This window comes from Salicibibacter cibi, assembly GCF_016495865.1.
GTDB classification, from domain to species: domain Bacteria; phylum Bacillota; class Bacilli; order Bacillales; family Marinococcaceae; genus Salicibibacter; species Salicibibacter cibi.
Genome location: NZ_CP054706.1, coordinates 962,038 through 988,166, shown reverse-complemented (window position 1 = coordinate 988,166; position 26,129 = coordinate 962,038). Strand labels below are relative to the sequence as shown.

Annotated in this window: 31 protein-coding genes and 1 riboswitch; of the genes, 9 read left to right on the top strand and 22 right to left on the bottom strand. The window is 44.5% G+C overall.

Going from position 1 to position 26,129, the window contains the following annotated elements; genetic code table 11:
* Nucleotide 1: 1 nt before the first annotated feature.
* The 3 genes from purB to purE are packed head-to-tail and all read right to left on the bottom strand — an operon-like array spanning nt 2 to nt 2,916.
* Nucleotides 2-1,294: an adenylosuccinate lyase gene (gene purB / locus HUG20_RS05005; RefSeq protein WP_200088749.1), complete on the bottom strand. Its 1,293-nt coding sequence runs from the start codon at nt 1,292-1,294 to the stop codon at nt 2-4.
* A gap of 18 nt (nt 1,295-1,312) precedes the next feature.
* Entirely contained in the window at nt 1,313-2,428 is a 1,116-nt protein-coding gene (gene purK / locus HUG20_RS05000) for a 5-(carboxyamino)imidazole ribonucleotide synthase (protein WP_200088747.1), read from the bottom strand.
* Nucleotides 2,425-2,916, bottom strand: coding sequence for a 5-(carboxyamino)imidazole ribonucleotide mutase (gene purE / locus HUG20_RS04995; RefSeq protein WP_200088744.1), 492 nt, complete (start codon nt 2,914-2,916; stop codon nt 2,425-2,427). The genes purK and purE overlap by 4 nt, the downstream gene beginning before the upstream one ends.
* A 166-nt stretch (nt 2,917-3,082) precedes the next feature.
* Nucleotides 3,083-3,184: riboswitch (purine riboswitch) on the bottom strand.
* A 252-nt stretch (nt 3,185-3,436) separates the two neighbouring features.
* Here purE and HUG20_RS04990 point away from each other — a divergent pair.
* The 4 genes from HUG20_RS04990 (at nt 3,437) to HUG20_RS04975 (ending at nt 5,163) form a co-directional block, all read left to right on the top strand.
* Nucleotides 3,437-3,646 carry a hypothetical protein gene (locus HUG20_RS04990; RefSeq protein ID WP_200088742.1) on the top strand — a complete coding sequence of 70 codons (210 nt, stop codon included), beginning with the start codon at nt 3,437-3,439 and terminating at the stop codon, nt 3,644-3,646.
* Nucleotides 3,647-3,711: 65 nt separating this feature from the next.
* The gene (locus HUG20_RS04985; RefSeq protein ID WP_200088740.1) at nt 3,712-4,239 is read left to right on the top strand and encodes a GNAT family N-acetyltransferase; all 528 of its coding nucleotides are present in this window, start codon (nt 3,712-3,714) and stop codon (nt 4,237-4,239) included.
* A gap of 184 nt (nt 4,240-4,423) precedes the next feature.
* Nucleotides 4,424-4,849 carry a MarR family winged helix-turn-helix transcriptional regulator gene (locus HUG20_RS04980; RefSeq protein WP_200088738.1) on the top strand — a complete coding sequence of 142 codons (426 nt, stop codon included), beginning with the start codon at nt 4,424-4,426 and terminating at the stop codon, nt 4,847-4,849.
* On the top strand, nt 4,834-5,163 hold the full coding sequence (locus tag HUG20_RS04975) for a DUF3147 family protein (RefSeq protein ID WP_200088727.1): 330 nt from the start codon (nt 4,834-4,836) through the stop codon (nt 5,161-5,163). The genes HUG20_RS04980 and HUG20_RS04975 overlap by 16 nt, the downstream gene beginning before the upstream one ends.
* Nucleotides 5,164-5,271: 108 nt before the next feature.
* Here the strand turns inward: HUG20_RS04975 and HUG20_RS04970 are convergent, their stop codons facing one another.
* The 8 genes from HUG20_RS04970 to HUG20_RS04940 form a co-directional block, all read right to left on the bottom strand.
* Nucleotides 5,272-5,850: a histidine phosphatase family protein gene (locus HUG20_RS04970; RefSeq protein ID WP_200088725.1), complete on the bottom strand. Its 579-nt coding sequence runs from the start codon at nt 5,848-5,850 to the stop codon at nt 5,272-5,274.
* A gap of 151 nt (nt 5,851-6,001) precedes the next feature.
* Complete coding sequence (locus tag HUG20_RS04965) at nt 6,002-6,370, bottom strand: hypothetical protein (protein WP_200088723.1); 369 nt, start codon at nt 6,368-6,370, stop codon at nt 6,002-6,004.
* Nucleotides 6,371-6,751: an alpha/beta fold hydrolase gene (locus HUG20_RS04960; RefSeq protein WP_200088721.1), complete on the bottom strand. Its 381-nt coding sequence runs from the start codon at nt 6,749-6,751 to the stop codon at nt 6,371-6,373.
* A 107-nt stretch (nt 6,752-6,858) separates the two neighbouring features.
* Nucleotides 6,859-7,230, bottom strand: a complete 372-nt coding sequence (locus HUG20_RS04955; RefSeq protein WP_200088719.1) for an alpha/beta fold hydrolase — start codon at nt 7,228-7,230, stop codon at nt 6,859-6,861.
* Nucleotides 7,231-7,428: 198 nt separating this feature from the next.
* Entirely contained in the window at nt 7,429-8,328 is a 900-nt protein-coding gene (purU, locus tag HUG20_RS04950) for a formyltetrahydrofolate deformylase (RefSeq protein ID WP_200088711.1), read from the bottom strand.
* A gap of 52 nt (nt 8,329-8,380) precedes the next feature.
* Nucleotides 8,381-8,512 (bottom strand): hypothetical protein, encoded by a 132-nt coding sequence (locus HUG20_RS19375; RefSeq protein ID WP_281392436.1) that lies wholly within the window; start codon nt 8,510-8,512, stop codon nt 8,381-8,383.
* Nucleotides 8,513-8,689: 177 nt separating this feature from the next.
* Nucleotides 8,690-9,091, bottom strand: a complete 402-nt coding sequence (locus HUG20_RS04945) for an RpnC/YadD family protein (protein WP_211200005.1) — start codon at nt 9,089-9,091, stop codon at nt 8,690-8,692.
* The gene (locus HUG20_RS04940) at nt 9,088-9,693 is read right to left on the bottom strand and encodes an Rpn family recombination-promoting nuclease/putative transposase (RefSeq protein ID WP_200088707.1); all 606 of its coding nucleotides are present in this window, start codon (nt 9,691-9,693) and stop codon (nt 9,088-9,090) included. Before HUG20_RS04940 ends, HUG20_RS04945 begins: the two co-directional genes overlap by 4 nt.
* Before the next feature lie 295 nt (nt 9,694-9,988).
* On the opposite strand from HUG20_RS04940, the gene HUG20_RS04935 reads away from it, so the two are divergent.
* Nucleotides 9,989-11,203, top strand: coding sequence for a dicarboxylate/amino acid:cation symporter (locus HUG20_RS04935; protein ID WP_200088705.1), 1,215 nt, complete (start codon nt 9,989-9,991; stop codon nt 11,201-11,203).
* 64 nt (nt 11,204-11,267) lie between these two features.
* Nucleotides 11,268-11,489 carry a hypothetical protein gene (locus tag HUG20_RS04930; RefSeq protein ID WP_200088703.1) on the top strand — a complete coding sequence of 74 codons (222 nt, stop codon included), beginning with the start codon at nt 11,268-11,270 and terminating at the stop codon, nt 11,487-11,489.
* A 49-nt stretch (nt 11,490-11,538) separates the two neighbouring features.
* On the opposite strand, the gene HUG20_RS04925 is transcribed toward HUG20_RS04930, so the two are convergent.
* The 8 genes from HUG20_RS04925 to HUG20_RS04895 form a co-directional block, all read right to left on the bottom strand.
* On the bottom strand, nt 11,539-12,168 hold the full coding sequence (locus HUG20_RS04925) for an N-acetylmuramoyl-L-alanine amidase family protein (protein ID WP_200088701.1): 630 nt from the start codon (nt 12,166-12,168) through the stop codon (nt 11,539-11,541).
* Between the two features lie 216 nt (nt 12,169-12,384).
* Entirely contained in the window at nt 12,385-12,891 is a 507-nt protein-coding gene (locus HUG20_RS04920) for a GNAT family N-acetyltransferase (RefSeq protein WP_200088700.1), read from the bottom strand.
* Entirely contained in the window at nt 12,891-14,717 is a 1,827-nt protein-coding gene (locus HUG20_RS04915; RefSeq protein ID WP_200088698.1) for a UbiD family decarboxylase, read from the bottom strand. The genes HUG20_RS04920 and HUG20_RS04915 overlap by 1 nt, the downstream gene beginning before the upstream one ends.
* A gap of 41 nt (nt 14,718-14,758) precedes the next feature.
* On the bottom strand, nt 14,759-14,896 hold the full coding sequence (locus tag HUG20_RS19925) for a hypothetical protein (RefSeq protein WP_425504095.1): 138 nt from the start codon (nt 14,894-14,896) through the stop codon (nt 14,759-14,761).
* Nucleotides 14,874-15,263, bottom strand: a complete 390-nt coding sequence (locus tag HUG20_RS04905) for a DUF2332 family protein (RefSeq protein ID WP_200088693.1) — start codon at nt 15,261-15,263, stop codon at nt 14,874-14,876. Before HUG20_RS04905 ends, HUG20_RS19925 begins: the two co-directional genes overlap by 23 nt.
* Nucleotides 15,264-15,278: 15 nt before the next feature.
* On the bottom strand, nt 15,279-16,898 hold the full coding sequence (gene abc-f / locus HUG20_RS04900; protein WP_200088691.1) for a ribosomal protection-like ABC-F family protein: 1,620 nt from the start codon (nt 16,896-16,898) through the stop codon (nt 15,279-15,281).
* Nucleotides 16,899-17,021: 123 nt separating this feature from the next.
* Complete coding sequence (locus tag HUG20_RS19370; RefSeq protein WP_281392558.1) at nt 17,022-17,114, bottom strand: RAxF-45 family protein; 93 nt, start codon at nt 17,112-17,114, stop codon at nt 17,022-17,024.
* A gap of 234 nt (nt 17,115-17,348) precedes the next feature.
* Entirely contained in the window at nt 17,349-17,810 is a 462-nt protein-coding gene (locus HUG20_RS04895; RefSeq protein WP_200088689.1) for a universal stress protein, read from the bottom strand.
* A gap of 183 nt (nt 17,811-17,993) precedes the next feature.
* Between HUG20_RS04895 and HUG20_RS04890 the strand changes: the two genes are divergently transcribed.
* From HUG20_RS04890 to HUG20_RS04880, 3 genes are read left to right on the top strand one after another with little or no spacing between them, the layout of a single operon-like run.
* Nucleotides 17,994-18,743 (top strand): MerR family transcriptional regulator, encoded by a 750-nt coding sequence (locus HUG20_RS04890; RefSeq protein WP_200088687.1) that lies wholly within the window; start codon nt 17,994-17,996, stop codon nt 18,741-18,743.
* Nucleotides 18,727-19,674 carry an ABC transporter ATP-binding protein gene (locus tag HUG20_RS04885; RefSeq protein WP_200088685.1) on the top strand — a complete coding sequence of 316 codons (948 nt, stop codon included), beginning with the start codon at nt 18,727-18,729 and terminating at the stop codon, nt 19,672-19,674. Before HUG20_RS04890 ends, HUG20_RS04885 begins: the two co-directional genes overlap by 17 nt.
* Complete coding sequence (locus HUG20_RS04880) at nt 19,674-20,447, top strand: ABC transporter permease (protein ID WP_200088683.1); 774 nt, start codon at nt 19,674-19,676, stop codon at nt 20,445-20,447. Before HUG20_RS04885 ends, HUG20_RS04880 begins: the two co-directional genes overlap by 1 nt.
* 74 nt (nt 20,448-20,521) lie before the next feature.
* Here HUG20_RS04880 and HUG20_RS04875 read toward each other — a convergent pair whose 3' ends face one another.
* From HUG20_RS04875 to HUG20_RS04865, 3 genes are all read right to left on the bottom strand, one after another.
* Nucleotides 20,522-21,253 (bottom strand): SDR family NAD(P)-dependent oxidoreductase, encoded by a 732-nt coding sequence (locus tag HUG20_RS04875; protein ID WP_200088681.1) that lies wholly within the window; start codon nt 21,251-21,253, stop codon nt 20,522-20,524.
* Nucleotides 21,254-22,406: 1,153 nt separating this feature from the next.
* The gene (locus HUG20_RS04870; protein WP_200088679.1) at nt 22,407-22,901 is read right to left on the bottom strand and encodes a hypothetical protein; all 495 of its coding nucleotides are present in this window, start codon (nt 22,899-22,901) and stop codon (nt 22,407-22,409) included.
* A 99-nt stretch (nt 22,902-23,000) separates the two neighbouring features.
* Nucleotides 23,001-26,111 (bottom strand): efflux RND transporter permease subunit, encoded by a 3,111-nt coding sequence (locus HUG20_RS04865; protein WP_200088677.1) that lies wholly within the window; start codon nt 26,109-26,111, stop codon nt 23,001-23,003.
* Nucleotides 26,112-26,129 lie beyond the last annotated feature (18 nt).

Genomic DNA, 26,129 nt, shown 5'->3' with positions numbered 1-26,129 from the left:
TTCATAGGCCAACTCTGGAAAATAATACATCAACGTTTTTTAAATGGTGCCGTTCATCGAAACAGGCATCAAGGGTTTCTTTATCAAGCACTTCCCTAATCTTTTCTTCTGTTTCCACAAGCCCTCGAAAGGACACTTTTTTCTCCCAAGCTTCCATCGCTTTCGGCTGCACGAGGTCATAAGCTTCTTCCCTTGTCATGCCACGATCGATGAGTGCAAGCAAAACTTGTTGGGAATGAACAAGACCGAAGGTTTTGTTTATATTTTCCTTCATATTCTCAGGGTACACGGTGAGTTGATCAATGATGTTCGTAAAACGGTTCAGCATATAATTGAGTAAAATCGTACTGTCCGGGAAAATAATCCGTTCGGAAGAAGAATGGGAAATATCCCGTTCATGCCAAAGCGGAACATTTTCAAAGGCGGTTTGTACATGCCCACGAATAACTCGGGACAAGCCGGTCATATTTTCCGAACCGACCGGGTTGCGTTTGTGCGGCATCGCGGATGAACCTTTTTGCCCTTTACCGAAGGCTTCTTCGACTTCCCGGCTTTCCGTTTTTTGCAAGTTGCGAATCTCGACTGCCATTTTTTCAATCGACGTCGCGATAAGCGCGAGCGTGGAGATGTAGTGGGCATGGCGGTCGCGTTGCAACGTTTGTGTTGAAATCGGTGCCGCCGCAAGTCCTAACCGTTCGCAAACGGACGCTTCGATTTCAGGAGGAATGTTCGCAAACGTGCCGACTGCTCCCGACATTTTTCCGACGCGGACGCCTTCAGCGGCAGCTTCAAAGCGTTCGATCTGCCGCTTCACTTCCGCGTACCAAAGGGCGAGTTTGACCCCGAACGTTGTCGGTTCGGCGTGCACGCCATGGGTCCGGCCCATCATCAATGTATAGCGATGTTCATTCGCCTTAACCGCAAGCACGTCTTTAAAACGATGCAAGTCATTGCGAAGGATATCATTTGCTTGTTTTAACAAGTAAGACTGAGCAGTATCGACCACATCTGTGGACGTCAAGCCGTAGTGCACCCATTTCCGTTCTTCTCCAAGCGTTTCGGATACAGCTCGTGTAAATGCGACGACATCATGGCGGGTCGTTGCTTCAATGTCTAGGATGCGTTCAATGTCAAACCCTGCATTTTCGCTAATTTTTGCAACATCTTCGTTCGGAATGACCCCTTGTTCCGCCCAAGCCTCACAGGCTGCGATTTCCACTTCCAGCCACGCTTGAAAACGGTTTTCATCCGTCCAAACCTGCCCCATCTCCGGGCGTGTGTATCGATCAATCATCGTCGGTCTCCTCTGCTCTTAAGATCGAATCGCCAATTTTTTAACGGTAGTCAATACTTCTTCTCTCGTCTTTCCAGTGCTATTCACATGTCCCATTTTCCGGCCCGGCCGAGCTTCTGCTTTCCCATATAAATGAAGAAATGCGTTTTGATACGCCGGGATTGTTTCTACGGCTTTTTCTACATGTTCACCGAGGACATTATCCATCACCACCGGCGTCGTTAATTTCGGTTTGACTAGCGGCCATCCGCAGATGGCACGTACGTGCAAGTGAAATTGCGACACGTTGCAAGCATCAATCGAGTAGTGTCCCGAATTATGGGGTCGCGGTGCGAGCTCATTGACGTATAGGCTTCCATCTTCGAGATAAAACATTTCCATTGCCAGCGTTCCCACGAGAGCTATATTTTCCGCGAATGTTTCAGCCATCTCCCGTGCAAATTGTTCGGCTTTTTCATCCACACGAGCAGGGACAATCGTTCGTTTTAAGATGTTGTCTTCGTGGTCATTTTCGGCCACCGGAAACGTAACGATCTCACCTGCTTTTGTTCTCGTAACGATGACGGAGATTTCTTTGGCAAATGCCACCCATTGTTCCAATACGAGATCCCCTGTATCTTTCAATTGCGCAAAAACCGCAGGAGCTTCGTCCTTATCTTTGATCACCACTTGCCCTTTGCCATCGTAGCCGCCACGGCATGTTTTAAGCACCGAGGGGGTACCCAGCTTTTCAATGCCTTGCCTTAAATCTTCCTCCGATGTGACTTCTGCATAAGGAGCGACGGTAAGACCTGCCGCGGCGAGTGCCTCTTTTTCGCGTAAACGATGCTGGCATATGCGCAAAAGGTCAACGCCCTGCGGCAATTTCTGTTCTTCCGCTAAAATAGCTGCAGTCGTCGCATCGACATTTTCGAATTCAAAGGTGACGACATCACTGATCGCTGCCAGTTTTCGAATAGCTTTTTCATCATCGTAAGCAGCGACGATTTCCTCATCCGCCACTTGCGCGGTCGGAGAGTCTGGCTTTGGTTCAAGAACGGCGATACGATACCCCATCGCCTTAGCTTCCAGCGCCATCATTCGCCCGAGCTGCCCGCCGCCGAGAATGCCAATCGTTTTTCCGGGAGTAATCATGCCTCTTCTCTTCCCCCTTGCGCCAATACTTCGCTTGCTTTTTTATCCCTACGCGCTTGTAATTTTTGTGTCAAAGCCTGATCAAACACCGATAATTGTTGTACGGCAAGCAGTCCTGCATTTTCCGCTCCGGCTTCTCCGATCGCGACGGTGGCTACCGGAACCCCTTTTGGCATTTGAACGATCGAAAGCAGCGAATCCCAACCATTCAACACTTTCGACCGGATAGGAACACCGATCACCGGAAGGGTCGTCTTGGCCGCAATCATCCCCGGGAGGTGAGCGGCGCCGCCCGCGCCCGCGATAATCACTTTCAAACCTCGCGCACGCGCGTCTTCCGCGTATTGAAACATCACATCAGGCGTGCGATGCGCCGATACGATTTTTTTTTCATAAGGAACTTCAAATTCTTCTAAAATCCGACATGCATAGTCCATCGTCGCTTCATCTGACGTGCTTCCCATAATGACGCCAACCTCAACAGCCATCATTTAACCTCCATTTTAGAAAACTTGGCTTTTCGCCAAGCTTTTATGGCAAAAGCCTTCGCCCAACTTATGTAGGTAAGAAAGTTGAGTTATACTTTCTTACCAACTAAATAAAGATAGCCCACTGTCCAGGAGGAAGCCTGAAGTCACAGTGGGCCAATTCTGCGCACATCTAAAGCTCCCTCATAGACCGGACGTTTACGGCGACCAGGTAGAAACGTTCGAGCCGTATTCTCGAATTTATATGAGGATTATTTACGATCGTTTATCTCTATCATTATCGTAGTATGTGTAAGAAAAAATGTCAATGTAAAAGTCGAATGTTTGTGATATATGTATATGTAATTGTTCGGGAATTGGGCATATATCTCATAACAGCATTTTCTTTTCCCAATTTAAATGTGTTTTTTACAGAATTTCAAGGTCTTCTTAGGGAACTTATCACCACCGGGATTTTATTGTATGCTTATAGGGACTGCTGAATAACGGAAAAAGACTGGCACATAAGCATTGTCCGTTGGTGTTGTCAAAGCTGGATGCAAGGAAATCCATCTATAAACAAAAAACCCTTGCACTTCTGGCAACGTATGGTGGGACGGTGCTGCAATGGCGAGACTCCAGCGGAAAAACGGACGCGTCAAGACCCCACAGCGCCGGTTTTGCGCGAGGAGGCTTGACCGTTCGTCCGCGGAAAGCGATGCCATGGAAGCGGCATCCCAGCTTCAGTTGATAGCTGCAAGTTGTTCAGCAATCCCTAATATACGAATTATCTCCAAAGAATAGAGGCGTTTAGCTATGATTACATTACAACCTTTTCAACGAACACATATGAAAAAATTGATCGAATGGATCGATTCACCCGAATTCCTCTTGCAATGGGGCGGTCCTATCTTCACTTATCCTTTGGATGAAAAACAAATCGAACGTTATATGGAAGAGCCTGACCGCTACATTTATAGCGTCGTGGATCAAGAAACAGAGACGATCATCGGGCATATCTCATTGGGAAGAATCGACAGAGCAAACCGTTCGGCAAGGGTCGGCAAAGTGCTTGTCGGTGATCCGAGTGCCAGAGGAAAAGGGGTTGGGGAGCGCATGATGCGCGAAATCCTCGCGATTGCTTTTGATGATATGAAACTTCACAGAGTCAGCCTCGGGGTTTTTTCTTTCAATGAACCGGCGATTGCTTGCTATGAGAAAGTGAGTTTTAAAAGGGATGGTTTGCTGAGAGACCTACGGAAGATGGGCGACGACTATTGGAGTCTGTGGGAAATGAGCATGTTGGAAGACGAGTGGAAGGAGAATCGTTCTTCTGAACGATGATTCCCATGAGTTTTTGGCAAATGTGGAGAGGGATTACACACTCAAGATTGCCACTGAAACAATCCCGATCACCATTGTTATACCATCAGAGGAATATTTGTTATGCACGTAAATGACTTCTTTCCACCAATTACATCTTATGGTATGATTTTATCGTATAAAACGATGTAAAGGTGGCGTTTTTATGGATAAGCCCTCAAGTCAACGCATTAATCAATACTGGACGGATATTTATTATCATCTTCACTATCGACACACCGAACAAATCTCCCACCAAGCGATTCGTCTCCTGCAACATTTAGATTTTCAAGGAAAAGCAACCGTTGGAGAGCTGGCTGATTTTTTATCCGTGGGCCATAACACAGCTTCTGAACACATAAAACGTCTCATTGAAAAAGGATGGCTTAAAAAATTGAGGAGTGCCGAAGATGAGCGGAGAGTTTTCGTGGAGATTACAGCAAGCGGAAAGGGTGTTTTGCAATATAACACCCAATTAAATGAAGAAAAACTCGCGACCATTCTCGCTCGACTTACAGAGGAAGAAGCAGCAACAATCGGATACGCCCTTTCGATTTTAAGCCGGGAGGCACAAGCATGTTCACAGTTCTAAAAATCACCATATCGGCGTTGGTAATTGGTGTAATTACGGAAATCGCCCGCCGATACCCAACGGTTGGCGGGGTTATTGCTGCTCTCCCTCTCGTCAGTTTATTAAGCATGGTCTGGCTTTCATTTCAGGGAACAAATCCCGCTGATATCAGTAAATTTGCCATGGGTGTCCTATGGGGATTTCCGGCGACGGCGGTTATGGTATTCATCATCGCCTTTATGTTAAAACATACATTTCCGCTTTCTATCGCCATTCTTGTAGGAGTGGGCGGTTGGTTTTTGTGTTTGAAAATCCAGGAAACGGTGTTTGGATAGGTACTATAATTTCTGTAATGATCCATTATAATCTCCGAGAGCCTACCTTTCTCCCGTTCCAATAATTTCCTCCAAAAAAAGCTGTTCTTTTATCGACGTCAGGTTCAATTATACCCCCAAATGTTTCGTGCAATTATACAATGTACAATCCCAGTTGTTTTCCAGCTTTCTAAGATTGGTTACAGATGTGTTTTCAAGCCGTGCAAATGGAAAATTTTCCGGTAACAATCGACGGGTCGTGTGGCTGATTAATCCTCCGTGACTGACGACCAATACCCGCTTATTCTCATTTGCAGCCACGGTCTCTTCCAAAAATTCATACCCCCGCTGCGATAGTTGTTCCGCCGTTTCAATCCCCAAATCTAACTGACGCCAATGTTCCCCCCATTTTTGTACCCTTTCTTCTTCAGTAGTGCCTTCAATCTCTCCGCAATTCATTTCCCGTATTCGCGTGTCGTTGCTAACCGGCAGTTTTAATTTGGCTGCGATGATTTCCGCCGTTTCCTTGGCCCGAGACAAATCACTGGCAACGATCACGTCCCATGTTTCTTCCAATGATAGCCTATTGGCGACCGCGGCTGCTTGTTGTTTTCCCGTCATATTAAGCGGAATATCCGTGATGCCCTGTGCTCTGCCGTTCTCGTTCCAATCCGTAATCCCGTGCCTGATCATTCCAATTGTCGTCAAGTGAAGTCAACTCCCTTTGCAATTACTTACCATTCATTATGCAAGAAGTCCGGAGCATTTTCCAGCCATTGAATTCCGTTAACGTTTACTCCGCCTCCCCTTTGTTGCCATAACAAGGGCTGCACACATAATGTGAACAGCCTGATTTTTTTTACTTTCCTATTTCTTCATCAACCTCAACATTCACAGGCTCCTCATAGCGTTCATTATCTTCATCACGCCAATGAATAATGACTTCATAACTTGGTTTTTCCGATAGGTCGCGGATGGTCACTGAAGTGTCTTCTTCAGAATCCGGACGAATCCTAAATCCTTCATATTCGACCTGTAAACGTTCGATTTCTTCGTCGCCAATGTAAGTGACGGTTAATCTACGCTCTTCTTCTTCGCCTACATCCTCAATCTCCACCTGCCACTCTTTTGTGCTCTCTTCTTCATAAAACACTTCCTCTGACTCAGCTTCTTGTGCACACCCTGCCATCAACAGAGTTAACATCAGCAACGAACCCATCTGCTTCACTCATTTCCCCTCCGCTTCTCTATTGTCAAAAAAATCTATCAAAAGTTCATTGATCGTTTCCGGTTGATCCAGTTGCAACCAATGACTGGCATTCTCTACTCTTTCATAACGCCATGATCCTGTCACGTGTTCAGCAGAACTTTGCATTTGTTCCTCGGTTAAAAAAACGTCATTATCGCTCCAAATGCCCAGTGTCAGCACCTTGATATCCGGGGCTTTCAATGGCAACGATGGCAAGGTTTCCGGAGCCATGTTTGCCCGGCACCAATTTATTCCGGCTGTTAAAGCCCCAGGTCGTGACAATTCTTTGATCTGTTTTTTTGTCTCCTCATGATGGCGTGTCCATTGTTTAAATAAAGCCCAATCGTTTTTCTTTAACATCTTTTCCGCTACGTCTTCAAACTGGAATAAAAATATATACCATGATTTCTCTAATTGATTGATCGAAAACTCAGTTAATTTCGTCGGATTGCCCACAGATAATGCGGCTAACGTTTAACTTTTTTTGGATACATGCCGGCAAGCATCCACCCGACGATGGCTCCCCAGTCATGGGCAGCTATATAGGTTTGTTTAACATCTAATTCATCAAGGACGCCTAATATGTCATCAAGCAAAGCGGGCATGAGATAAGCACCTTTTTCCGCGGGTTTATCCGATTCACCAAAACCGCGTTGATCCGGTGCGATTACCCTGTATCCCGCTTCTGCCAACACGGGGATTTGATGACGCCATAGGTACCATGAGTCTGGAAAGCCATGCAGCAATAGAACAGCTGGACCTTCTCCCTGTTCAACAACATGAATATCTGAGCCATTAACATCAAGTATCCTTTCCTTAACATTCAAGTTGATATTCATCACCTCCGAAAGTGTTTAATGTCAGTAGAGTAACACAATAAACGCTTTTTGCGTTATTAATTTAAAAAAATTTTGACATAATATTCTCGACCGCATCCAATTGATGCGGCGTCAGCTACCCCTGTTGCCAAAATTCTCTGATGGTTCGTTGAACCAATCGGGGTTTAGAAAAAAGAACCTGCCGTGTTGACAAGCCCTTCAAAAGACAATCGTTTTATTTTCGTGGACAATGATTCTGTCGTCGATATGCCATTTGACCGCCCGAACGAGGACGCTTCTTTCGATGATCTTGCCGTTCTTTTTCAAATCTTCCACTTGGTCGCGATGGTTCACCCGTTTAACATCTTGCTCGATGATCGGGCCTTCATCCAGATCATTGGTGACATAGTGCGATGTGGCTCCAATAATTTTCACCCCTCGTTCGAATGCGCGGTCATACGGCTTCGCGCCTACGAATGCCGGCAAAAAGGAATGATGGATATTGATGATTTTTTCAGCGTAAGCTTCGACAAATCCCGATGTCAAAATTTGCATATAGCGCGCGAGAATGATGACATCAATATCATATTCTTCCAATAGCCTGAGTTGCTGTTGTTCAGCCTCTTGTCGATTGTTTTTGTTTGCCGGAATATGTACGAAAGGAACACCAAACGACTCCACAAAATCTTTGGCATCCGGGTGATTGCTGATAACTAGGGGGATGTCTGCCATGAGATCCCCACTTTCCCATTCCAAAAGGAGTTCGCGCAGGCAATGAAGTTCCTTCGACACAAAAATGGCCGCCCGTTTTAATTCTTTTACAAAGAATAGCTTCCAATCCATGGAAAAGTTCTGCGCAATGTCATCGAACGATGCTTGCAGCAATTCTCTTTTCGACTCAAGATCCGGGCATTCGAATTCAATTCGAATAAAGAACACGCCCCCTTCCGGATTAGTCGAATATTGGCTGGATTCAATAATATTTGCCCGGTGAGAGGATAGAAATTGAGAAACAGCTGCCACAATTCCCGGCTGATCAGGGCACGTAATGAGCAATCGACCCCGGTTTTCACGGTCCTTTTGAAAAGCTTGTTGGCGATTTTGCTTTATTGGTTTCATGATGGCTCCTTGTATGCTTTTTAGTTAGGGATTGCTGAACAACTTGCGGCTATCAGCTGAAGCCGGGATGCCGCTTCCATGGCTTCGCTTTCCGCGGACGAACGGTCAAGCCTCCTCGCGCAAAACCGGCGCTGCGGGGGCTTGACGCGTCCGTTTTTCCGCTGGAGTCTCGCCATTGCAGCACCGTCCCTCCGTACGTTGCCAGAAGTGCAAGGGTTTTTTTGTTTATAGGATGGATTTCCTTGCATCCAGCTTTAACAACACCAATGGAAAATAATCGTCTATGAGGATGACTGGACCATTATTAACATAGCAGGTTTACCCCAGTATTAGAACAAGCCTGCCTGTTATAGAGACAGAATTACACCCGATCTTTTATTTCATCCAACTCCTTTTCAGTCAAACCTGTTATTTCAATAATTTCTTCATCCGAAAAAACCTTTTTAAGCATCTCCTCGGCTATTTCTATTGTCCTCTCGCTTTTTCCTTCTGTTTTTCCTTCTGTTCTTCCTTCTGCTCTTCCCTCTGCTTTTCCCAACTCTTTCCCTTCCTCCCGCAGCTCATCAAAAATAGGTTTCAATGTCGGTGGGTCGGGATATGTCTGTTCATCCATCATATCGTTCGCCCCCTTTCCTATCATCGGCTTGATGTCTTTTTGCAATTTCTCTGCCATTTCCTTTGGAATTTCCATTAAATAGTCAATAAAATATAACAAGGCATTAACATATTCCCGAGCGTTTTTTTCCTGATCTTTTAGTATCAATTCAAACAAACGACGCTTGAATTGATAGCGTTGGCTGGCATTTTTTTGCTCTTTAACGTATATATACCGGCCAAAACAACATATGCAAACGGGTTATCCGATTGTAATAGTTCCTCTTCATCTTGATCAAGAAACTTATACGTATTATAGATATAGGTTAGTGTCGTTCCGTGAAAATGATAGTCGTAGACCGTTGGTTTAAAAGAACGATCGGGATCAGCGAGGAGGGCAATGGTGAAAATCTTTTGCTGGTATTTGTCAAATATACGATAAAAATATTGAAACATGCGTTCGGAAAAGTCGTCATCTTTGTATCCTTGCACTTCAATGTGGGCGAGAATCCATTGCTCTTTTCCATCTTTCAAATGAATCTTCATCAACTTATCAGTGTACCTTTTCCCTTCGATCACCGGAAAAGTGCGATGAAGTTCCTGCTCAAGTGAGTCAGGCATTCTACTCCAATCCAGCTTATCATATAGATCAGGCGCAAAAAATAACATGAATGGTTTGAACAGGTCCGTAATCACCTTTTTCCAAAGACCGTCTTGATCCAAGTACTGGGCCGGTTTTTCTTGAACAAGAGCTAACGTTTCATTTGCCATTATTTTATCACATCCTGTTTGTAGGAGAAAATCTATTATAGAAAGAATAGCACATACTATTAATAAAAACAAGTGTTCCTGTTTGAATGTTTTATTCATAAATCCTCATATAAAGTAAAAAGATAAAGCTGCTGAAGATCAACGGTTTCAGAAATTCTGGATAAGAAAACTGCGGATTTCGAATTTCCCTTTATTAAAAAGAACCGATTAAATTCATATTAAACAAATATGATTTATGTATTTACTTTATACTCTTGCCTTTGTAAAATGGAATAATAAAAAAGGGAGGCCTCCCATGTCTTTATCAACTAGAATCTTCCTTGCTTTAGGTGCAGGGATATTATTTGGTGGCTTCATCAACCTTTACTTTCCGGGTTGGGTAGAGCCGCTTGATGAAAATCTATTGCAACCTGTGGGCGATATTTTCTTAAGGGCAATCCAATTAATCGTTGTTCCGCTTGTTTTTGTGGCTTTAATTATGGGCTTAACGCAATTAAGGGGAACCGGAAATGTTGCCCGTTATACATCAAAGTTGATGAGCCTATATATTGTAACTTCTGCGATTGCTATTTTCTTTGGCTTGGTCGTTGCATTTATTGTCCGCCCGGGGGATAGTGCTGAACCGATCGCTACCGGAGAAGGAGAGACGGAGGAAGGGCAATCATTACTCGACTGGCTTGTGAGTATTGTACCTGAAAATCCATTCGAGGCTTTGGTTTCAGGGAATCTTTTACAAGTTATCGTTCTGGCAGCTCTTGTCGGCACAGCCATTAATTTGTTGAGCGATGATAAAACGCACCCTTTTATCGATGTTATCGAGAGTGTATACGAGATTGTACAAAAAGTTCTGGAGCTTGTCTTAAAAATTGCACCGTTTGGTGTTTTTGCCTTAATTGCTTCAATGGTAGCTTCCCAAGGGTTTAATATTATTGCGAACCTAGCCGTTTACGTGCTCGGATTAATTTTAGCCATCATCCTGATGATCGGTTTGTATGCGTTGTTTCTTTTTATCGCAGGCGCTAAGCCAAGAACATTTTTCAAAGGATTTGCGCCTGCCTTCACACTGGCCTTTGGTACGGCAAGTTCCAATGCAGCGCTCCCGGTTGCCCTAAATGGTGCTGAAAAAGCAGGGCTGCAGAATGAGCTATCTCGCTTTGCCATTCCGTTTGGTACTGCATTAAAACGAGATGGCGCCGGTATCTTGCAAGGTTTTAACGCTATTTTTGTTGCACAGTTGTTCGGGGTGGATATGACGATTGAACTCGTGCTAACCATTTTTCTTAGTGCCTTACTCGTCTCATTCAGTACAGCAGGCGTTCCCGGCGCCGGGATCATTATGATGACCACCGTGCTTTCCGCAGCAAATCTTCCACTAGAAGGAATTGCCATCGTCGCCGGTATCGACCGAATAACCGAAGGATTTAGGACGTTGTTAAATGTCGTCGGAAACACAGCAAATGCAAGTCTCTTGCAACAGTGGGAGAACCGTCGAGGGGAGGCCCCTAAATAGGGACTGCTGACTAACGGAAAAAGACTGGCACATAAGCATTTTCCGTTGGTGTTGTCAAAGCTGGATGCAAGGAAATCCATCCTATAAACAAAAAACCCTTGCACTTCTGGCAACGTACGGAGGGATGACGCTGCAATGGCGTAGACATCAAAGCGGACGCGTCGAGCCCCTGCAGCGCCGGTTTTGCGCGAGGAGACTTGACCGTTCGTCCGCGGAAAACGAAGCCATGGAAGCGGCATCCCGACTTCAGCTGATAGCTGCACGTTGTTCAGCAGTCCCTAAATAAAAATAAATCAATCAAGGGTGTTCTTACCCTTGATTGATTTCTATGTTTATTAATGATAGTCATGAAGTCCTTGATAAATCGCATTTGCCGCTTCGTTACGGAAGGAATCGGTCAGCATCGTATCGGCTTCTTCTTGATTGGTGACAAACCCTAATTCAACTAAGGCGGCGGGCATGTCCGAATTACGAAGAACACTGAAATCGCTGGATTTCACGCCACGGTCGTTACTGCCAAACTCTTGCACCATGCTACTTTGCAGGTCGGAAGCTAATGTCTCCCCCTCCGAATCCGATGGATGATGAAAAGTTTCCGTGCCACTTACGGAAGCATCTGAAGCAGAATTGGCATGAATGCTGACGAAAGAATCGGCTCCGCCATCATTAGCCAAATTCGCCCGCTCGATGAGCTCCACAAAATAGTCACCATCTCTCGTCATGATCACTTCCGCCCCTGCATCTTCCAGCAACTCTTGTGTACGGTATGCCACATCATATACAAGTTCTTTTTCATATAATCCATTTCCGGTAGCTCCATTATCATTACCACCATGCCCTGCATCAATCGCGATGGTTTCACCCGAGACGCTTGCATCTGCCTTCTGGGCCGATAATCCGGTAACGCTTGCCACACTGAAAACGAAAATTGCTGCTCCTTTCAAAACAAAATTTTTCCTTCCCATAATAGATTCTCCTTTTTTATAATATATTTTCCTATTTTAAAAAAAAGAGTGTCTATCTCCAAGGGGTTTAAGGAAAAATAGTACTTTTGTTAACGAAATTAAATCAATAGTCACCCCGGATCAGATAAGATTGATCCCGAACAACTACGGTTTCGGTTTGAAACGAATGAGTACGTTGCTGATATCCAAATGTCTAAAACGAGGATCCCAGCTTTTTTATATAGATCGATGATACCTCAGGGAGATATAGTCTTCTCCCTCTAGGTTTCCATAACTCTCCCTCTCAAACTTGAACGAAAAACCTCTAGCTTCATAGAAAGGGATGCCCATATCATTGTCTTTTTCAACCGATACCCATTGTTCCCTGGCTCCGAATTCCTTTTGCTGAGCGGTAACGGCATCCAGAATCTTCGTTCCGATCCCTTCATTTCTTCTGTTCGGATCAAGGTATAATACAAAAAGCTCGCCCGTCGCCGCTCCGGTCAATCCTCCGCCACCAGCACCAACGACTTCGCCATTGTCCAAGGCAACAAAATAACCGCCCCAATGTTTGCCCGTTTCCGTGACTTCCTGCCGTATTCGATCATAGTTGTAAAATGCTTCGACCATTCTTTCAATGTACGCGCTTGGTTTGGAATAACCATATGTCGCCCAATACCCATCCGTGCATACCCGCGCAATGCCTTCAACATGTTGTTCATTTGCTTTTACGACCGAAATCATCATCGAACACCCATGAAACGGCCATTTTCAAAAAAACGTTCGATCTTATTTTCTACTTCTACATCTTCAATGAGCGGCGGAGCATGATGCGGTTTAATACGCGCATCGATAATCAACGTGTCACAGCCCCAATGTTTGTTTTCAATAAAAGCATTGACTCCGTGCATGTCATGGGATGGATTGCTGCGTGTGAACGTTGCCCAAAGAAAATTATCTTTGGTCTTACTGACGAAGTCACTGTCATCACAAACGACAACGAGTGGACAAGCAGACATGTCACTACTTTCAACAATCTCGTCGATCATCGCGTTTATTTCTTCTGTCGCTTTCTGTTCATCTTGATAGTCGTTTATTTCGACCGCTACCACACCGGGCATGACAAGTTGCGGGCTTTTCAAACGCTTCATTTTCCCCATACCAGCAGGAATTTGACGGCATAGATCACGCTTTTTATCTCCATAAGCGACTAAAACCACTTTGCTTCCGCTATTCAATCCTGTTCCCGAATAATCAAGCGTATCGATCGTGGTGTTCGTCTGGAAATGGAGGTCGCGGTGAAGGTCAATTCGCTCAAGGATGTATTGCATAAAACCAAGTTCGTCATGGATATCGATCGACTCGTCTTCTTCGGCGGTGATCCATAGATATTTCGCCAAACTTAATTGGCCGAACCCGAGAATACGGTTAGCGATTGTCAACAGCTCCATCGGTTTTTTTACCTTTTCAAACGGTGTGTACCGCTCGCTTCCAATCGCAAATAACAATGGATGTACCCCGGCAGCATCAACGGCGTGTACCTCTTTTACACCCGGAAGTTCTTGCGTGACGGCATTTCCGGTCAATTCATGAATAATTTCGCCGAAGCTTGTGTCTTCCTGGGGCGGACGGCCGACAACGGTAAACGGCCAAATCGCATCCGGTTTTCCGTACACTTTATGCACACGCAGGACCGGAAAATCATGCTTAAGGCTATAGTAGCCGAGATGGTCGCCAAACGGGCCTTCCGGCTTCGTATCCTCGGGATAAACCTCTCCGGTGATGACAAAATCAGCGTCGTGGCTAATCACATACCCGTCCTCGTAACTATGGCGAAAACGGCGGCCTGAGAGAAGACCTGCAAACAACATTTCGCTTAAACCTTCAGGAAGCGGCATGACAGCTGCTAACGTGTGTGCTGGCGGACCGCCGATAAAAATGCTGACTTTTAATGGCTCCCCTTTTTGCACAGCTTTGGTTTGGTGCACCCCGATGCCACGATGAATCTGGTAATGCATACCGATCTCTTTGTCCTGCACATAATCATTGCCATTTAATTGCGCGCGGTACATGCCGAGATTGGCATTCATAAGTCCCGGATTATCAGGATCTTCTGTCAAAACTTGTGGTAACGTTATGAATGCCCCGCCGTCATCAGGCCATGATTGGATCATCGGCAAGTCGGATATGTTTATCTCTTCCAGATCAGATACGTTCACGCTCGTCAAGCGCATCGGCAACGCTTTCATCGCCGAGAAACCGGTGCTGGCATTTTTCAAGGGATTCTTAAGCGCGCTCATTGGATCATCGCGCATGGCAATCACGTCATGCACGCCATCCCACGTTTTGCGAAACATGTATTTGCTTCGTTCCGGAGATCCGAATAAATTGGAAACAGCACGATATTTCGTTCCTTTCACATTTTCAAATAAAATCGCAGGTCCACCTTCTTCATAAACGCGCCGGTGGATAGCTGCCATTTCCAAATAAGGATCCACTTCTTCACGAATCCGGACGAGTTCACCTTGTTGCTCTAAATCGAGTACGCATTCTTCCAGGCTTTTATACATCTGGACTGATCCCTCCCCTTCGACTAACATTGTTCTCTCTATCATATCATTTTGTGACTATTATCTCGAAAGGAACGAAGATCGCCATCGTGAATATTATTGTAAAGATGAAACACATCTCTTTCTTTGCCAATACTCTCTATTACTTTTAAAAGTTCATGTTTCGTATGACACGGCATTTGATTGGCCACGTGGGCATGAAAAATGCAGATCACTGTATCTTGCGGGATTTCTTTCCCTACATCGGACTACAAATTTATTTTCCATAATGGAGATGATTTCGTTTCGATATTTTCGACAAAAATCTGTAAAATAAGGAAAGCAATCTCCTTCTTCTTCCAGTGATTCAACAATGCTGCCGTAAAAGTTTTTAAGCTCGTGCTCTTTGCCTTTATACAAAAGATAGTGGACAGCCCCGAAAAATAAATTCGGGACAGGCTGCCTTTCTCGCGTATGAGCACATAATGACAACATTTCATTATCTTTGGAAACGCATTGCGATACGGCAAAATGTTTAAAGCGTTTGGATAACATATTTTTATCCAATGATGATCCCCTCTCCTATAAATGTCGTCTTTCATGTTTCTTCTTTGCCCAGTCATAATTTCCTTCGTAATAATAGACTGTTTGATCGTCAATCCAATAAAGTTGGGAAAACTGATTCAGAAAATAGCGATCATGTGTAATCGCGATAACTGTTCCGGAAAAATCGTTAATCGTTTCTTCGATGACTTCCCGGGAAGCGATATCCAGGTGATTCGTCGGTTCATCCAGCACAAGGGTATTCACCTGTTCATTGGTGAGTTGCGCCAATCGTAACCGAACCCGCTCACCCCCGCTCAACATTGCCACTTTTTTAAAGACATGGTTCCCGTAGAAAAGAAATTGAGCGAGAATGTGTCGAGCATCAGCTTCAGCAACGTTTACACGGGATCGAAAAGCATCAATGACGGTGCTGTTTTCATCACCGACAAACACGTGTTGGGATAAATAACCAACCCGGACTTGACTGCCGAGTTTAACTTCTCCTTTATCGGCTTTTATATCACCGAGCATCATTTTCAACAACGTTGTCTTTCCCGTTCCATTGTTTCCGATGATCGCAGCTCGACCTTGAAAGCGAATATGCATATTCACATTGGTAAGCAAAGAATGGTCGTCGAACGCTTTATGAACCGCTTCTAACATAACAACATCATTGCCACTGCGGTCTGCCCGTTTCAGGTCAACGCTGAAACTTTTGTTTTTTGCCGGAGCCTTGACCATTTCCATTCGGTTTAAGGCTTTTTCCATGCTTTTTGCCCGACGATGCAAACCATCATTCGGCGGATTTGCTTGATTCGCCCAGATTTTTAAGCGCTTGATCGTTTCCTTCATCTTCTTTATTTTCTTTTGTTGGTCTTCATAAGTCTTAAACTCACGAAGGAGGCGGTTTTCACGTTCGGTCAAGTAGTCACTGTAGTTCGTTTCATATGCATGCAAGTCGCCATTTTCAATTTCAATAATATTGGTCACGACATCATCAAGGAAATAACGGTCGTGGGAGATGACCACTACTGCCCCCTTGAATTGTTGCAAGTATTGGGATAGCCATTCCACCGCGCCAATATCCAGATGGTTGGTCGGCTCATCCAGGAGAAACAAATCAGGGTCTTTCAGTAAAATAAGCGCTAGTCCAACCTTGGTTTTTTCCCCACCGCTCAACGAATGCCACGATGCATCAAGCCATTCATTGATGCCCAAACCGTTCGTCACGTCTTCAATCTGAGCATCCATTTCATAACCGCCGTGACGCGCAAATGCTTCGAGATCCTCGCCATATTGTTCAAACTCTTTCTTTGTGGCGATGCCTTCGGTCATTTTCGTTTCCAATAATCGTAAATGCTCCGCAATATCCATTAACCGACTAAATGGTTGATATAAAATAGAACGAACATGTTCCTCATAGGCTTCCGCTGGAATCTGTCGCAAATAACCGATTCGGGACCCTTTTTTCCAACTCACCCTGCCCTCATCCGGATAGATTTCCTGTGTCAACATACGCATAAGCGTAGATTTTCCGGAACCATTCGCACCAATTAAGCCTACACAATCACCATCGTGAATTTCTGTGCTTATATCATTCAAGATGGGACCTTCTCCAAACGAATGTTTTATATGTTGCAAACTTGCTATAATCATTTTTTTATTTCTCTCCTCATTAAAATTGAACATAAAAAACCATGGGAAGCACGTCTCCCATGGTGATCCGGACTTTGAACGTTCTGCCCGTGGTTTTACATTCACGTTCAGGGGAATTGATGGTTACCGTTGATTGAATGCTATGCAGTTGCTAAAACAAGACACACGTGTCCCGTTAGTCACTGCATCGGCAAAAAGCGCACGGCAAAGATACATGTATATATCTACACACTTGCGCTCAACGGTCATAAACATCAATTCCACCTCCTTTTAATGAGTTCTGCCCTATTGTATAGAATTTATATTGCAAACGCAATAGTCATGCGTCCATGATCTGGATTATTTGCCGGCAAAAACAGCGATAGCTAATTTTAACCACATTGTGGGTTTAGTCTCATTCCATTAATAAATAAGGGCGGGACCCTCGTTTCGGATCGCCCCCCATATCGTTCAGGTTTTAGTAATCAGTTCTCCGTTGTTGTCCACAATAATGACATCACATGCGGCTCGTTTAGCAATGCCTTTTGAGATGCTTCCGGTAATTGCACGTTCCGCTATTCTTCCAACCGTTTCACCGGCTATAATAAGATCGATTTGATAATTCGGGACAATATGGCGAGCAATCCTTACCTTTGGCGTTCCAACATCAAGAATCGTCTCAACTTCATGAATTCCTTTTTCTTCCGCTTTCTGTTTATACGCTTGCAATTGTTCAAGCGCTTGTTGTTTAACCCTTTCCTCAATTTTTTTATCAAACCTAGACATGGAGGCAAATGGTTTCGGATCAACAATGGTTGTAATATAAAGTTTCGCGTCTTCTTTCAATGCAAACGCGCAAGCCTGATCAAACGTATCTTCTGATGAAAATTCTTCCCCATACACACAGACGAGAACGTTCTTGTAATTTGCCAACGACAGTCCCCCTTAACTCTTTCGTACATGATAAGTTTTGGAAAAAATATCACTTACACAACGGATTGTCAAGAAGAAATATCCTGATCGTTAACTACCCGAGAAAAATAATGATTGAACCTAACGTTACGTGCTGTTTTATACTTATATTATCACACAGGAAATGAACGTGGAGGTGCTTATGTGTACACAATCGGCAAACTGTCAAAGAAGACCGGCGTAACGGTACGAACACTTGATTATTATGACGAAATCGGTTTATTGAAACCACAGAGTGCAACCGAAGGTGGGCATCGTCTATACGATGAGGAGGAGGTCATGCGCCTGGAACAGATACTGGCTTTGAAATACTTGGGGTTTTCATTGGAAAAAATCCAAGAGATTTTACATGAGTCTGCGCGCACCTGGGAAGAAGCATTATCCGAACAGCTATTGATGGTCAAAGACCAGAAAAAAAGACTAGACGAATTAGAACAATCGCTCACGGCTGTGCTGTATTCCATTCGAATTGAAGATGAAGTGAAATGGCCGTTGATCTTTGGAGCCATGCAATTGTTTCAGCAAGATCCCGATAAATTCACGCGCGTACTTGATCGCCATTTAAATCCGGAACAAAAAGAGAAGATGCTGTCCGTGAACCATGACAAAAAGAAAACGGAGGAATGGACGGCGCTCATCCTTGACATTCGGAATCATTTGCATGTATCACCGGAATCTGACATTGCACAAGAATTGGTAGATCGTTGGATGGAAGGTGTCTACAACATGTTTGGCGATGATGAAGAATTTCTGGGCAACGCATGGGAAGCGATATCTGAAGAAAGCGATGGTGTGATGTTCTATCCAATGACAAAAGAAATCGTTGCGTTTATAACGGATGCCATGCATGCAAAAGAAGTGAAGGAGAATGAGGAGAATGAAAACAGCCATTGAAATGAAAGGTGTCCGCAAAACCTATGGTAAAGATGTTGTCGCCATCGATGACCTCTCGCTGACTGTCGAAGAAGGAACGATTTATGCACTGCTCGGACCAAATGGTTCCGGGAAAACGACAACCATACGAATACTCACATCACTCGCCAACGCCGATAAAGGAAACATCGAACTATTCGATGAAAAGTTGAGCACACACAAAAACTTTTTGAGAAAGTGGATAGGATGTGTCGCTCAACAATCAGGTGTGGACCCAATGGGCACCGGCCGAGAGAACTTAATGTTACAGGGGAAAATCCATGGGTTAAAAGGCAAGGCCCTAAAGAACCGTGTAGAAGAAATGCTCACACGTTTTCATCTTCAAAAAGATGCCAACCGTCTCAGCATGAACTATTCCGGCGGCATGAAGCGAAAGCTCGACCTTGCTATGGGGCTTATTCATCAACCGAAGTTGCTTTTTCTGGATGAACCGACGACCGGCTTAGATCCCGAAGCGAGAGAAGATTTATGGAAAACAATTCGGCAATTGCAGCAAGAAGAGGGATTGACCGTGGTTTTGACGACGCATTATATGGAAGAAGCTGACGAACTCTCGGATCGTGTCGCTTTTATGAACGAAGGCAGAATAGTCGCGGAAGGAACAGCCGAAGAACTGAAAAATAAACTGGGCGGCGATACGCTCACGATTCAATGTACAGACAACGCCCAAGCCGTTCATGCGACAGAAGCCTTAAAAAAGTTCTATCAAGTTACACGCGACGAACGTACGTTAAATGTGCAATCGAAACAAGGAGCAGAAGAACTGCCGAAAATTTTAAAAGTATTAGAGAACGATCAGACTGACGTGCGTTCAGCAGCGGTATCTAGACCTGCACTTGGCGATGTTTATCTCATGTACACAGGGAAAGCACTGAGAGAGGAGAAAAAATGATGAAGTGGGTTACTGATATGTGGTGCATATTTATAAGAGGTCTGAGAATCGTCCAGCGCTCTCCCTTTATTATTTTAATGACTGTCGTCCAACCAGTGCTATGGATGTTTCTCTTCGGGCAAGTGTTTTCAAGCATGGCCGATCTCCCGGGGTTTGGCGGAAACTCGTACATGGATTATCTCGGCCCGGGCATTGTGATGATGAGTACGATGATGGCAGGCGCCTACGCCGGGATGGGGGTTATTAGTGATTATCGTGACGGGGTTTTGGATCGTTTTCTAATTTCTCCAATCCATCGCTCGGCATTATTGTTGGGAGGCTTGCTACAAGATGCATTGACGATGACGTTGCAGGCAGTGATTATGATTGTTGTTGCCATGATTCTAGGCACACAATTTTCCGGCGGACTGCCGGGAATCCTCCTACTTATATTGATCGCTGTTGTACTCGGCCTGGCAATGGGAGCGTTGTCGATGTCCGTTGGTTTAATCGTCCGCCAAGAAAAAAGCCTGACAGCTGCGGTTGGATTCACGCAATTGCCCTTATTATTTTTGTCAGGATTGTTCATGCCGCTTGATCTCGTGCCGGGGTGGATTGAAACTGCTGCAGCCTTCAATCCTTTGAATTGGGCCGTCGAAGCCGGGAGAGAAGTGGTTGGCACCCAGACGGATTGGGGACTTGCCTTCCAATACAGCAGTTACTTGCTCGTGATGTTCATTCTTTCATGCGTACTCGTTCTCGAAGCTTTTCGCGTTTATCAACGATCGTTGTAATTGGGGGCTCTCAAGTATGGGCAGCGGGATGAGTTTAAGCTCGCTGCCTTCTTACTCCCTTCAAGGTGTAGCAGCTATCTTAGGTGCCCACCATTATTTAAATCAAAGGTCGCACCCGTATAATGCCTGGATTTTTCCGATAACAAAAATATCACCGTATTCGCCACATCTTCAGACAATACAGGCGTATCGATCAGTTGGTCACTTAGATATTCACCTTTTCTCCAATCAGGAATTGTCTCCATCATTGGCGTATTCACCATCGTTGGGGCGACGGCATTCACTCGAACATAAGGCGAAAAATTCATGGCACAACTTTTCGTCAATCCTAATATCGCGGCTTTGGTAGCCCCGTAAATCGCGTCGGAACTCCCCTCGATACCTGCCACTGAAGACATATTTACGATGATGCCTTTCCGTTGTTCTTCCATCAATTTCTTGCCAAACCATTTAGAAAAAAGAACAGCCCCCTTTACATTCACCGCCATAACTTGATCCATTTCATCTTCTTGATAGTCTAATACATTTTTGGCCAAATACATGCCTGCGTTGTTCACCAGTCCATTTATGTCAGAATGATTGCCTTCTATATGCGAAAAAAATTTTGAAACACCATCATAATCACTGACATCTATCTGATATGTATATAACCCTTTTTCATGCTCTATGGATTGACTTAAATCATAGATGGAGTTGTCGATATCACAAGCAATCACTTCCGCCCCTTCATATAAGCATTGTTTGACTGTCTCTTTTCCAATACCTGAAGCAGCTCCGGTTATAATAACCTTTTGATCTTTAAGCACCTTAAAACACTCCGTTTCTTTTTGTAACTAACAAATTATAACATAAGTTTCAACGGGGACACGGCCTGTTTTGAGATTATATATATCACAGTAAAAAGGGAGTGATTTACATGCCAGAAATCAGACCGAATTCGGACATTCGAAATAAATACAACGTGATTTCTGACTTTTGCCACGATAATTCCTGAGTCTGCTTACATCACCAGGAACGGAAAAGCTGACCACTCCCGATGACTAAAGTCACGGGGTTCTTGGGGATAGAGACAACGCTTATCCAGTACACTTTTCTAAGTGACCTTATCTATCTTATGGAATAGAGGTTGCCGACAAAGCGTGGTTGTTACCATTGAGCCTCTGCCAAAATTAAAATGAAGCTTTAGAGTAGCGAAACGTTAAAGAAAAGCGTGTTTACAAATGATGTCAGATCGCAAACGTTTGACGCCATGAATCGACAGAATCCAGCATATAATGGCATCCACATCGGGTAGTTATGACGCCATAAAACAACGCATGTGTACATTTAATGGCGTCCATGGGCAACAATGACACCATGAAAGTTCCTACGCCTGATTATGATGGCGTCAAAAATGAAAAGACAAAGGCTTTCGTTCACCATATATTTCCATGAAATTACGCGTGCCCTTCTCAGAAGAAAACCACGCCAAATGACGGCCAATCACCGAATTTGAACATTGACAGATGAAGACACATGTCCATCATTTTGCTTTAACGGAAAAAAGGACGATAAATGTCATTAGGTTTTAAACTGTCATGGCTGGGATTTATGATTTTGGCGTTGGCATATTCCAAGAACTTTACGGACGTATTGCGTATGAGCAAGGCACTTCACCAAGCCAGCCACGAATGACCGCTTGTGTGCTTATCGTTCCGATATTAACGTCGGTGCAATCACTCCGACGGGTTTTTTAGATTATGCGACAAACCAACGCATCGTTTTGCTTGTTGATTGTTTTAATTCTTCAATTTTGCTATCATGAATTTCGACAAAGTTGTCCCAGCCGTCATTGCAAAGATCTATATCAATAGCGTTAAGATTCTCAGAACACTATACAAATCACGTTGAATGTAGAAGCCTCCAAAGTCGTTCCACCGTTCGGATAGTTGCTTCTTTGTGTAATCGCCCGTTATATGATTAAACTGGCTTGCTATAGGTGTCTATTTTATTGAGGGGGCGTTCTTGATAACTAAGTTTACGCTCGATCATTGTTACCAACATTGCAGGTGCACGATGAGCGATTGATCGTCCAAATCGTTTCTTTGCGTTTATCTTGCCATTTTTCTTATTTCGTGTTGTTTCTTTCGTTTTTCTTTGTAGAGACTGAAAACGTATTCGTATATCAGAACCAAGTGTAAGAATATGATTAACAAGTTTTTCATGTTCTTGTTTACGTTTGGAAGCAACTTTACGGTGTATATTTTTTCGTTTTGCACAAAGTTTTTTGTAACGCTTAGAGAACGCCCATTTACAACCCCTTTTGATCGTACCATTTGGATTGAAGTTATTAGGATTAGTTGTACGCCTTGATCGGTCCATCAAGCGTTCGATCCTACGAAGTTCTTTTGCATCTGTGATAATATCTGGTGCGAGCTCTTCGTAGTTCGACGTGTTTTCTGGAAACGATCGCAATCGTTGATGTCCCTTGGATCATTTGCGATTTTTAACATGCCTGTTGAGCAGCAAAACAACCCATTCAAAAGAATGGGTCGTTTTGCTATCCTTTCAACACTAACGATTCTCCGTAGTCATTTCCTTATCTGTTTTGGTCGCTTTCTTTTCTCTTCGCTTTTTCAAATATCGCTTGGGCCACCCCAATATATCTTCCATAATCATATACACGGAAGGAATAAGGAGTAACGTAATGAACGTCGCAAATAACAATCCGAATATGATCACCGTTGCCATCGGCGCTTGATAATTACTGGCGCTGCCTGTTGCCAATGCGAGAGGTAACATACCTGCCACGGTGGTTAGCGTTGTCATAAAGATCGGACGCATGCGATTTTTGCCGGCTTCCTGTAAAGCGTTGGCACGATCCCATCCTTGTTTCCGCAATTGTTTCGTACGGTCGATGAGCAAAATGGCATTATTTAGGACAATCCCTATGAGAATCAGAGCACCCATCGCGGAAATCGGATTTAATTCTTGTTGCGTGATTAACAGGCCAAGAATAACCCCCACGATCGTCATCGGGATCACAGACATGATCACGAGAGGATGGATCAGATGGTTAAATTGGATCGCCATCACCATATACACGAGAAAGATAGAAATTAAGAAAATATACATCATTTCCGTCATCATCTCTTGTTGTTGTTCCATTTGCCCGCCAAATCCAGCCGAATAGCCATCATCAAAATCATAATCGGCAATCATTTCCTGTACGTCTGCATTAACAGAGCCGAGGTCACGGTCTTCCAAACTGGCCATGACTTTTACAATTCGCTCGCCATCCTCATGTTCCAGTTCTTGTGGTGCTTCTGTCGTTTCCAATTCCGCAAATTCCGCTAAATCCATCGTTTCTGCTTCTTCTTCCTCTTCTCCGGGCATGAAGCTTTCTTCTTCCGGAGGAATTTCAATCGCCAAGTCTTCAAGCTCATCGAAGCTGTCTACGTCCAGATCCGAATTCATCAAGACAGGGTAGTCTTGGCCATCCAGTTCAATGTCATCAATCGGCTCATTCATGAAAGCAGCTTCTATTTGTTCACGAACTTGACCAGTCGTTAAACCCGCGTCTTCGACTTCCTCTTCATCAATAACAAACTGTTCTTCCGTTTCCAGATCGGACATGGAATGGTGAATGCCTGTGACCCCTTCGATGTCCTCCAATCCTGTTTCCAAATCATCGGCAATCTCACGAAGTCCTTCCAGACTGTCCCCTTGCACAATGATTTCTACGGGATTCCCCATGTCTTCCGCTTCCATGGACATCATGACATTTTCAATCGGATAATCCTCTTCCAATGCTTCCAAATTGTTCATGATTTCCATGTTTACCTGCGCTTGAGGCAGATTGGCTTCTTCTTCCGGTGTCATGTTTACGAAAGCCAACATCATATCCTCGTCCGCAATAACGGTGTAATCGGACACATCTGGAGTATCGGACAAGCGTTCATGCATGGCATCGGCAATGGCTTCTTTTTCCTCATCATCCGTATGGCTATCCAAATCCACCATGAGTTCAGCTTGTCTTTCCAATACATCCGGCATCATGCTCATCGGCACAAACGCAACGAGAAAAAGAGAAAGAAAAAATAGAAACGCGAATCCGGTGGACACTAGCCACCTACGCCATTTTTTCCAAGACATCCAACCGACAAAACGGCCATACATTCGCAAGATGACGTTTTCCTTTTTGTGGACTTTTGATTCTTTCATCCTGATCCACTTGTCTGACAGCACGGGGATAACGGTGAACGATATGAACACGGAACTGACGAGCGTAATCACGATGACCATAGCTAGCATCATGATGAATGCACCCACGTCCCCGCTTAAAATACCAATCGGCAAGAACACGACAACAGTCGTCAGCATTGAAGCCAGGACGGCGGTCGACACTTCTTTTGTCCCTTCGATCACGGCATCAAATTTAGGGAGCCCCTGTTGCAGTTTGCGAAAAATGGACTCCAGAATAACGATCGAAGCATCCACCATCATCGCAATTCCCAGCCCGAGAGCAAGGAGTGTCATCACATTGATACTGTAGTCCATGAGCCACATGATCGAAAATGTGAGCAACAAAGACAAGGGAATGGAAATGCCGACAATCGCTGTGGCGCGAATACTCCTTAGAAATGTGAATAATACCAATAGAGCCAAAAGTCCGCCGTACAGCACATTCGTTTGAATGTCGCTAAGATCATTCGTGATATAGTCGGCCGTGGCCAACATTTCCTCGAACTCAATGTCTGCCGGTAACTCCTCTGCTTTTATGTCCTCAACCTCGGCACGCACCGCTTCCGTCATTTCTACCTCGGTTGCATCGTCGGAACGTCCAATTTGTAAAAATACGTAGTCGTCTTCTCCGTTTTTCCACGCTGTGGTGCTTGCATCTGTCTCGACCATCTCAATGGACGCGTATTCTTCCAACGGTTCCGGCCCATCAGGGGTTGATATCTGCAACTCCTCGATATCTTCCACACTGAACATCGTGCCGTCCCATCTTAAACGAGGTTCATCATCTTCTTCCGATAATTCCCCAATGGCCCTGTTCTGATTTTCCTCTTGGAAAATTTGGACGATGTTCTCGGGATCCACCCCATCTTCTTGCAGTTGTTCATAGTTCAACTCAATGTGAATCTCTTCACTATCTTCAGCAGCCACATCTACGTCTCGAACTTCAGCAAGCGACTCGAGCCGAGGTTGAATGACTTCCTCGGATACATACGCCAATTCTTCGCTGTCTGCCCCATATAAATCATAATTCAGTTCATAGGGCGGATTCATGGAAGCCTGCATGGAAAAAACATCATCGATGTCGGATATCTCGTTTTCCAGCTCGTTCATGGCCGCTTCTACGTCGGCAAAGGCATCATCCCCTTCCCCTTCTTCAAACATGAGCATGATGGAACCATTGCCTAAGGTAATGGTTGTTTCATATGTATCAATATGCTCGATTTCGTCCAGACGATCTTCAACGGGATTGATAACATTCTCTTCCATATCCAGCGTATTCAGCTCGCCGGCATCAATTTGCACCATCCCCATATCCATCGTCATGCCGGGCATCATTTCTACATCGAGATCATTGCTGGCAAAAAGCCCAAACAATAAAACAAAGATGGACAACAACCCAACGATTAACTTTCGTTTCAACAACAACCTTAGCCAGTTCATTTCCCCACTCCATTTTTC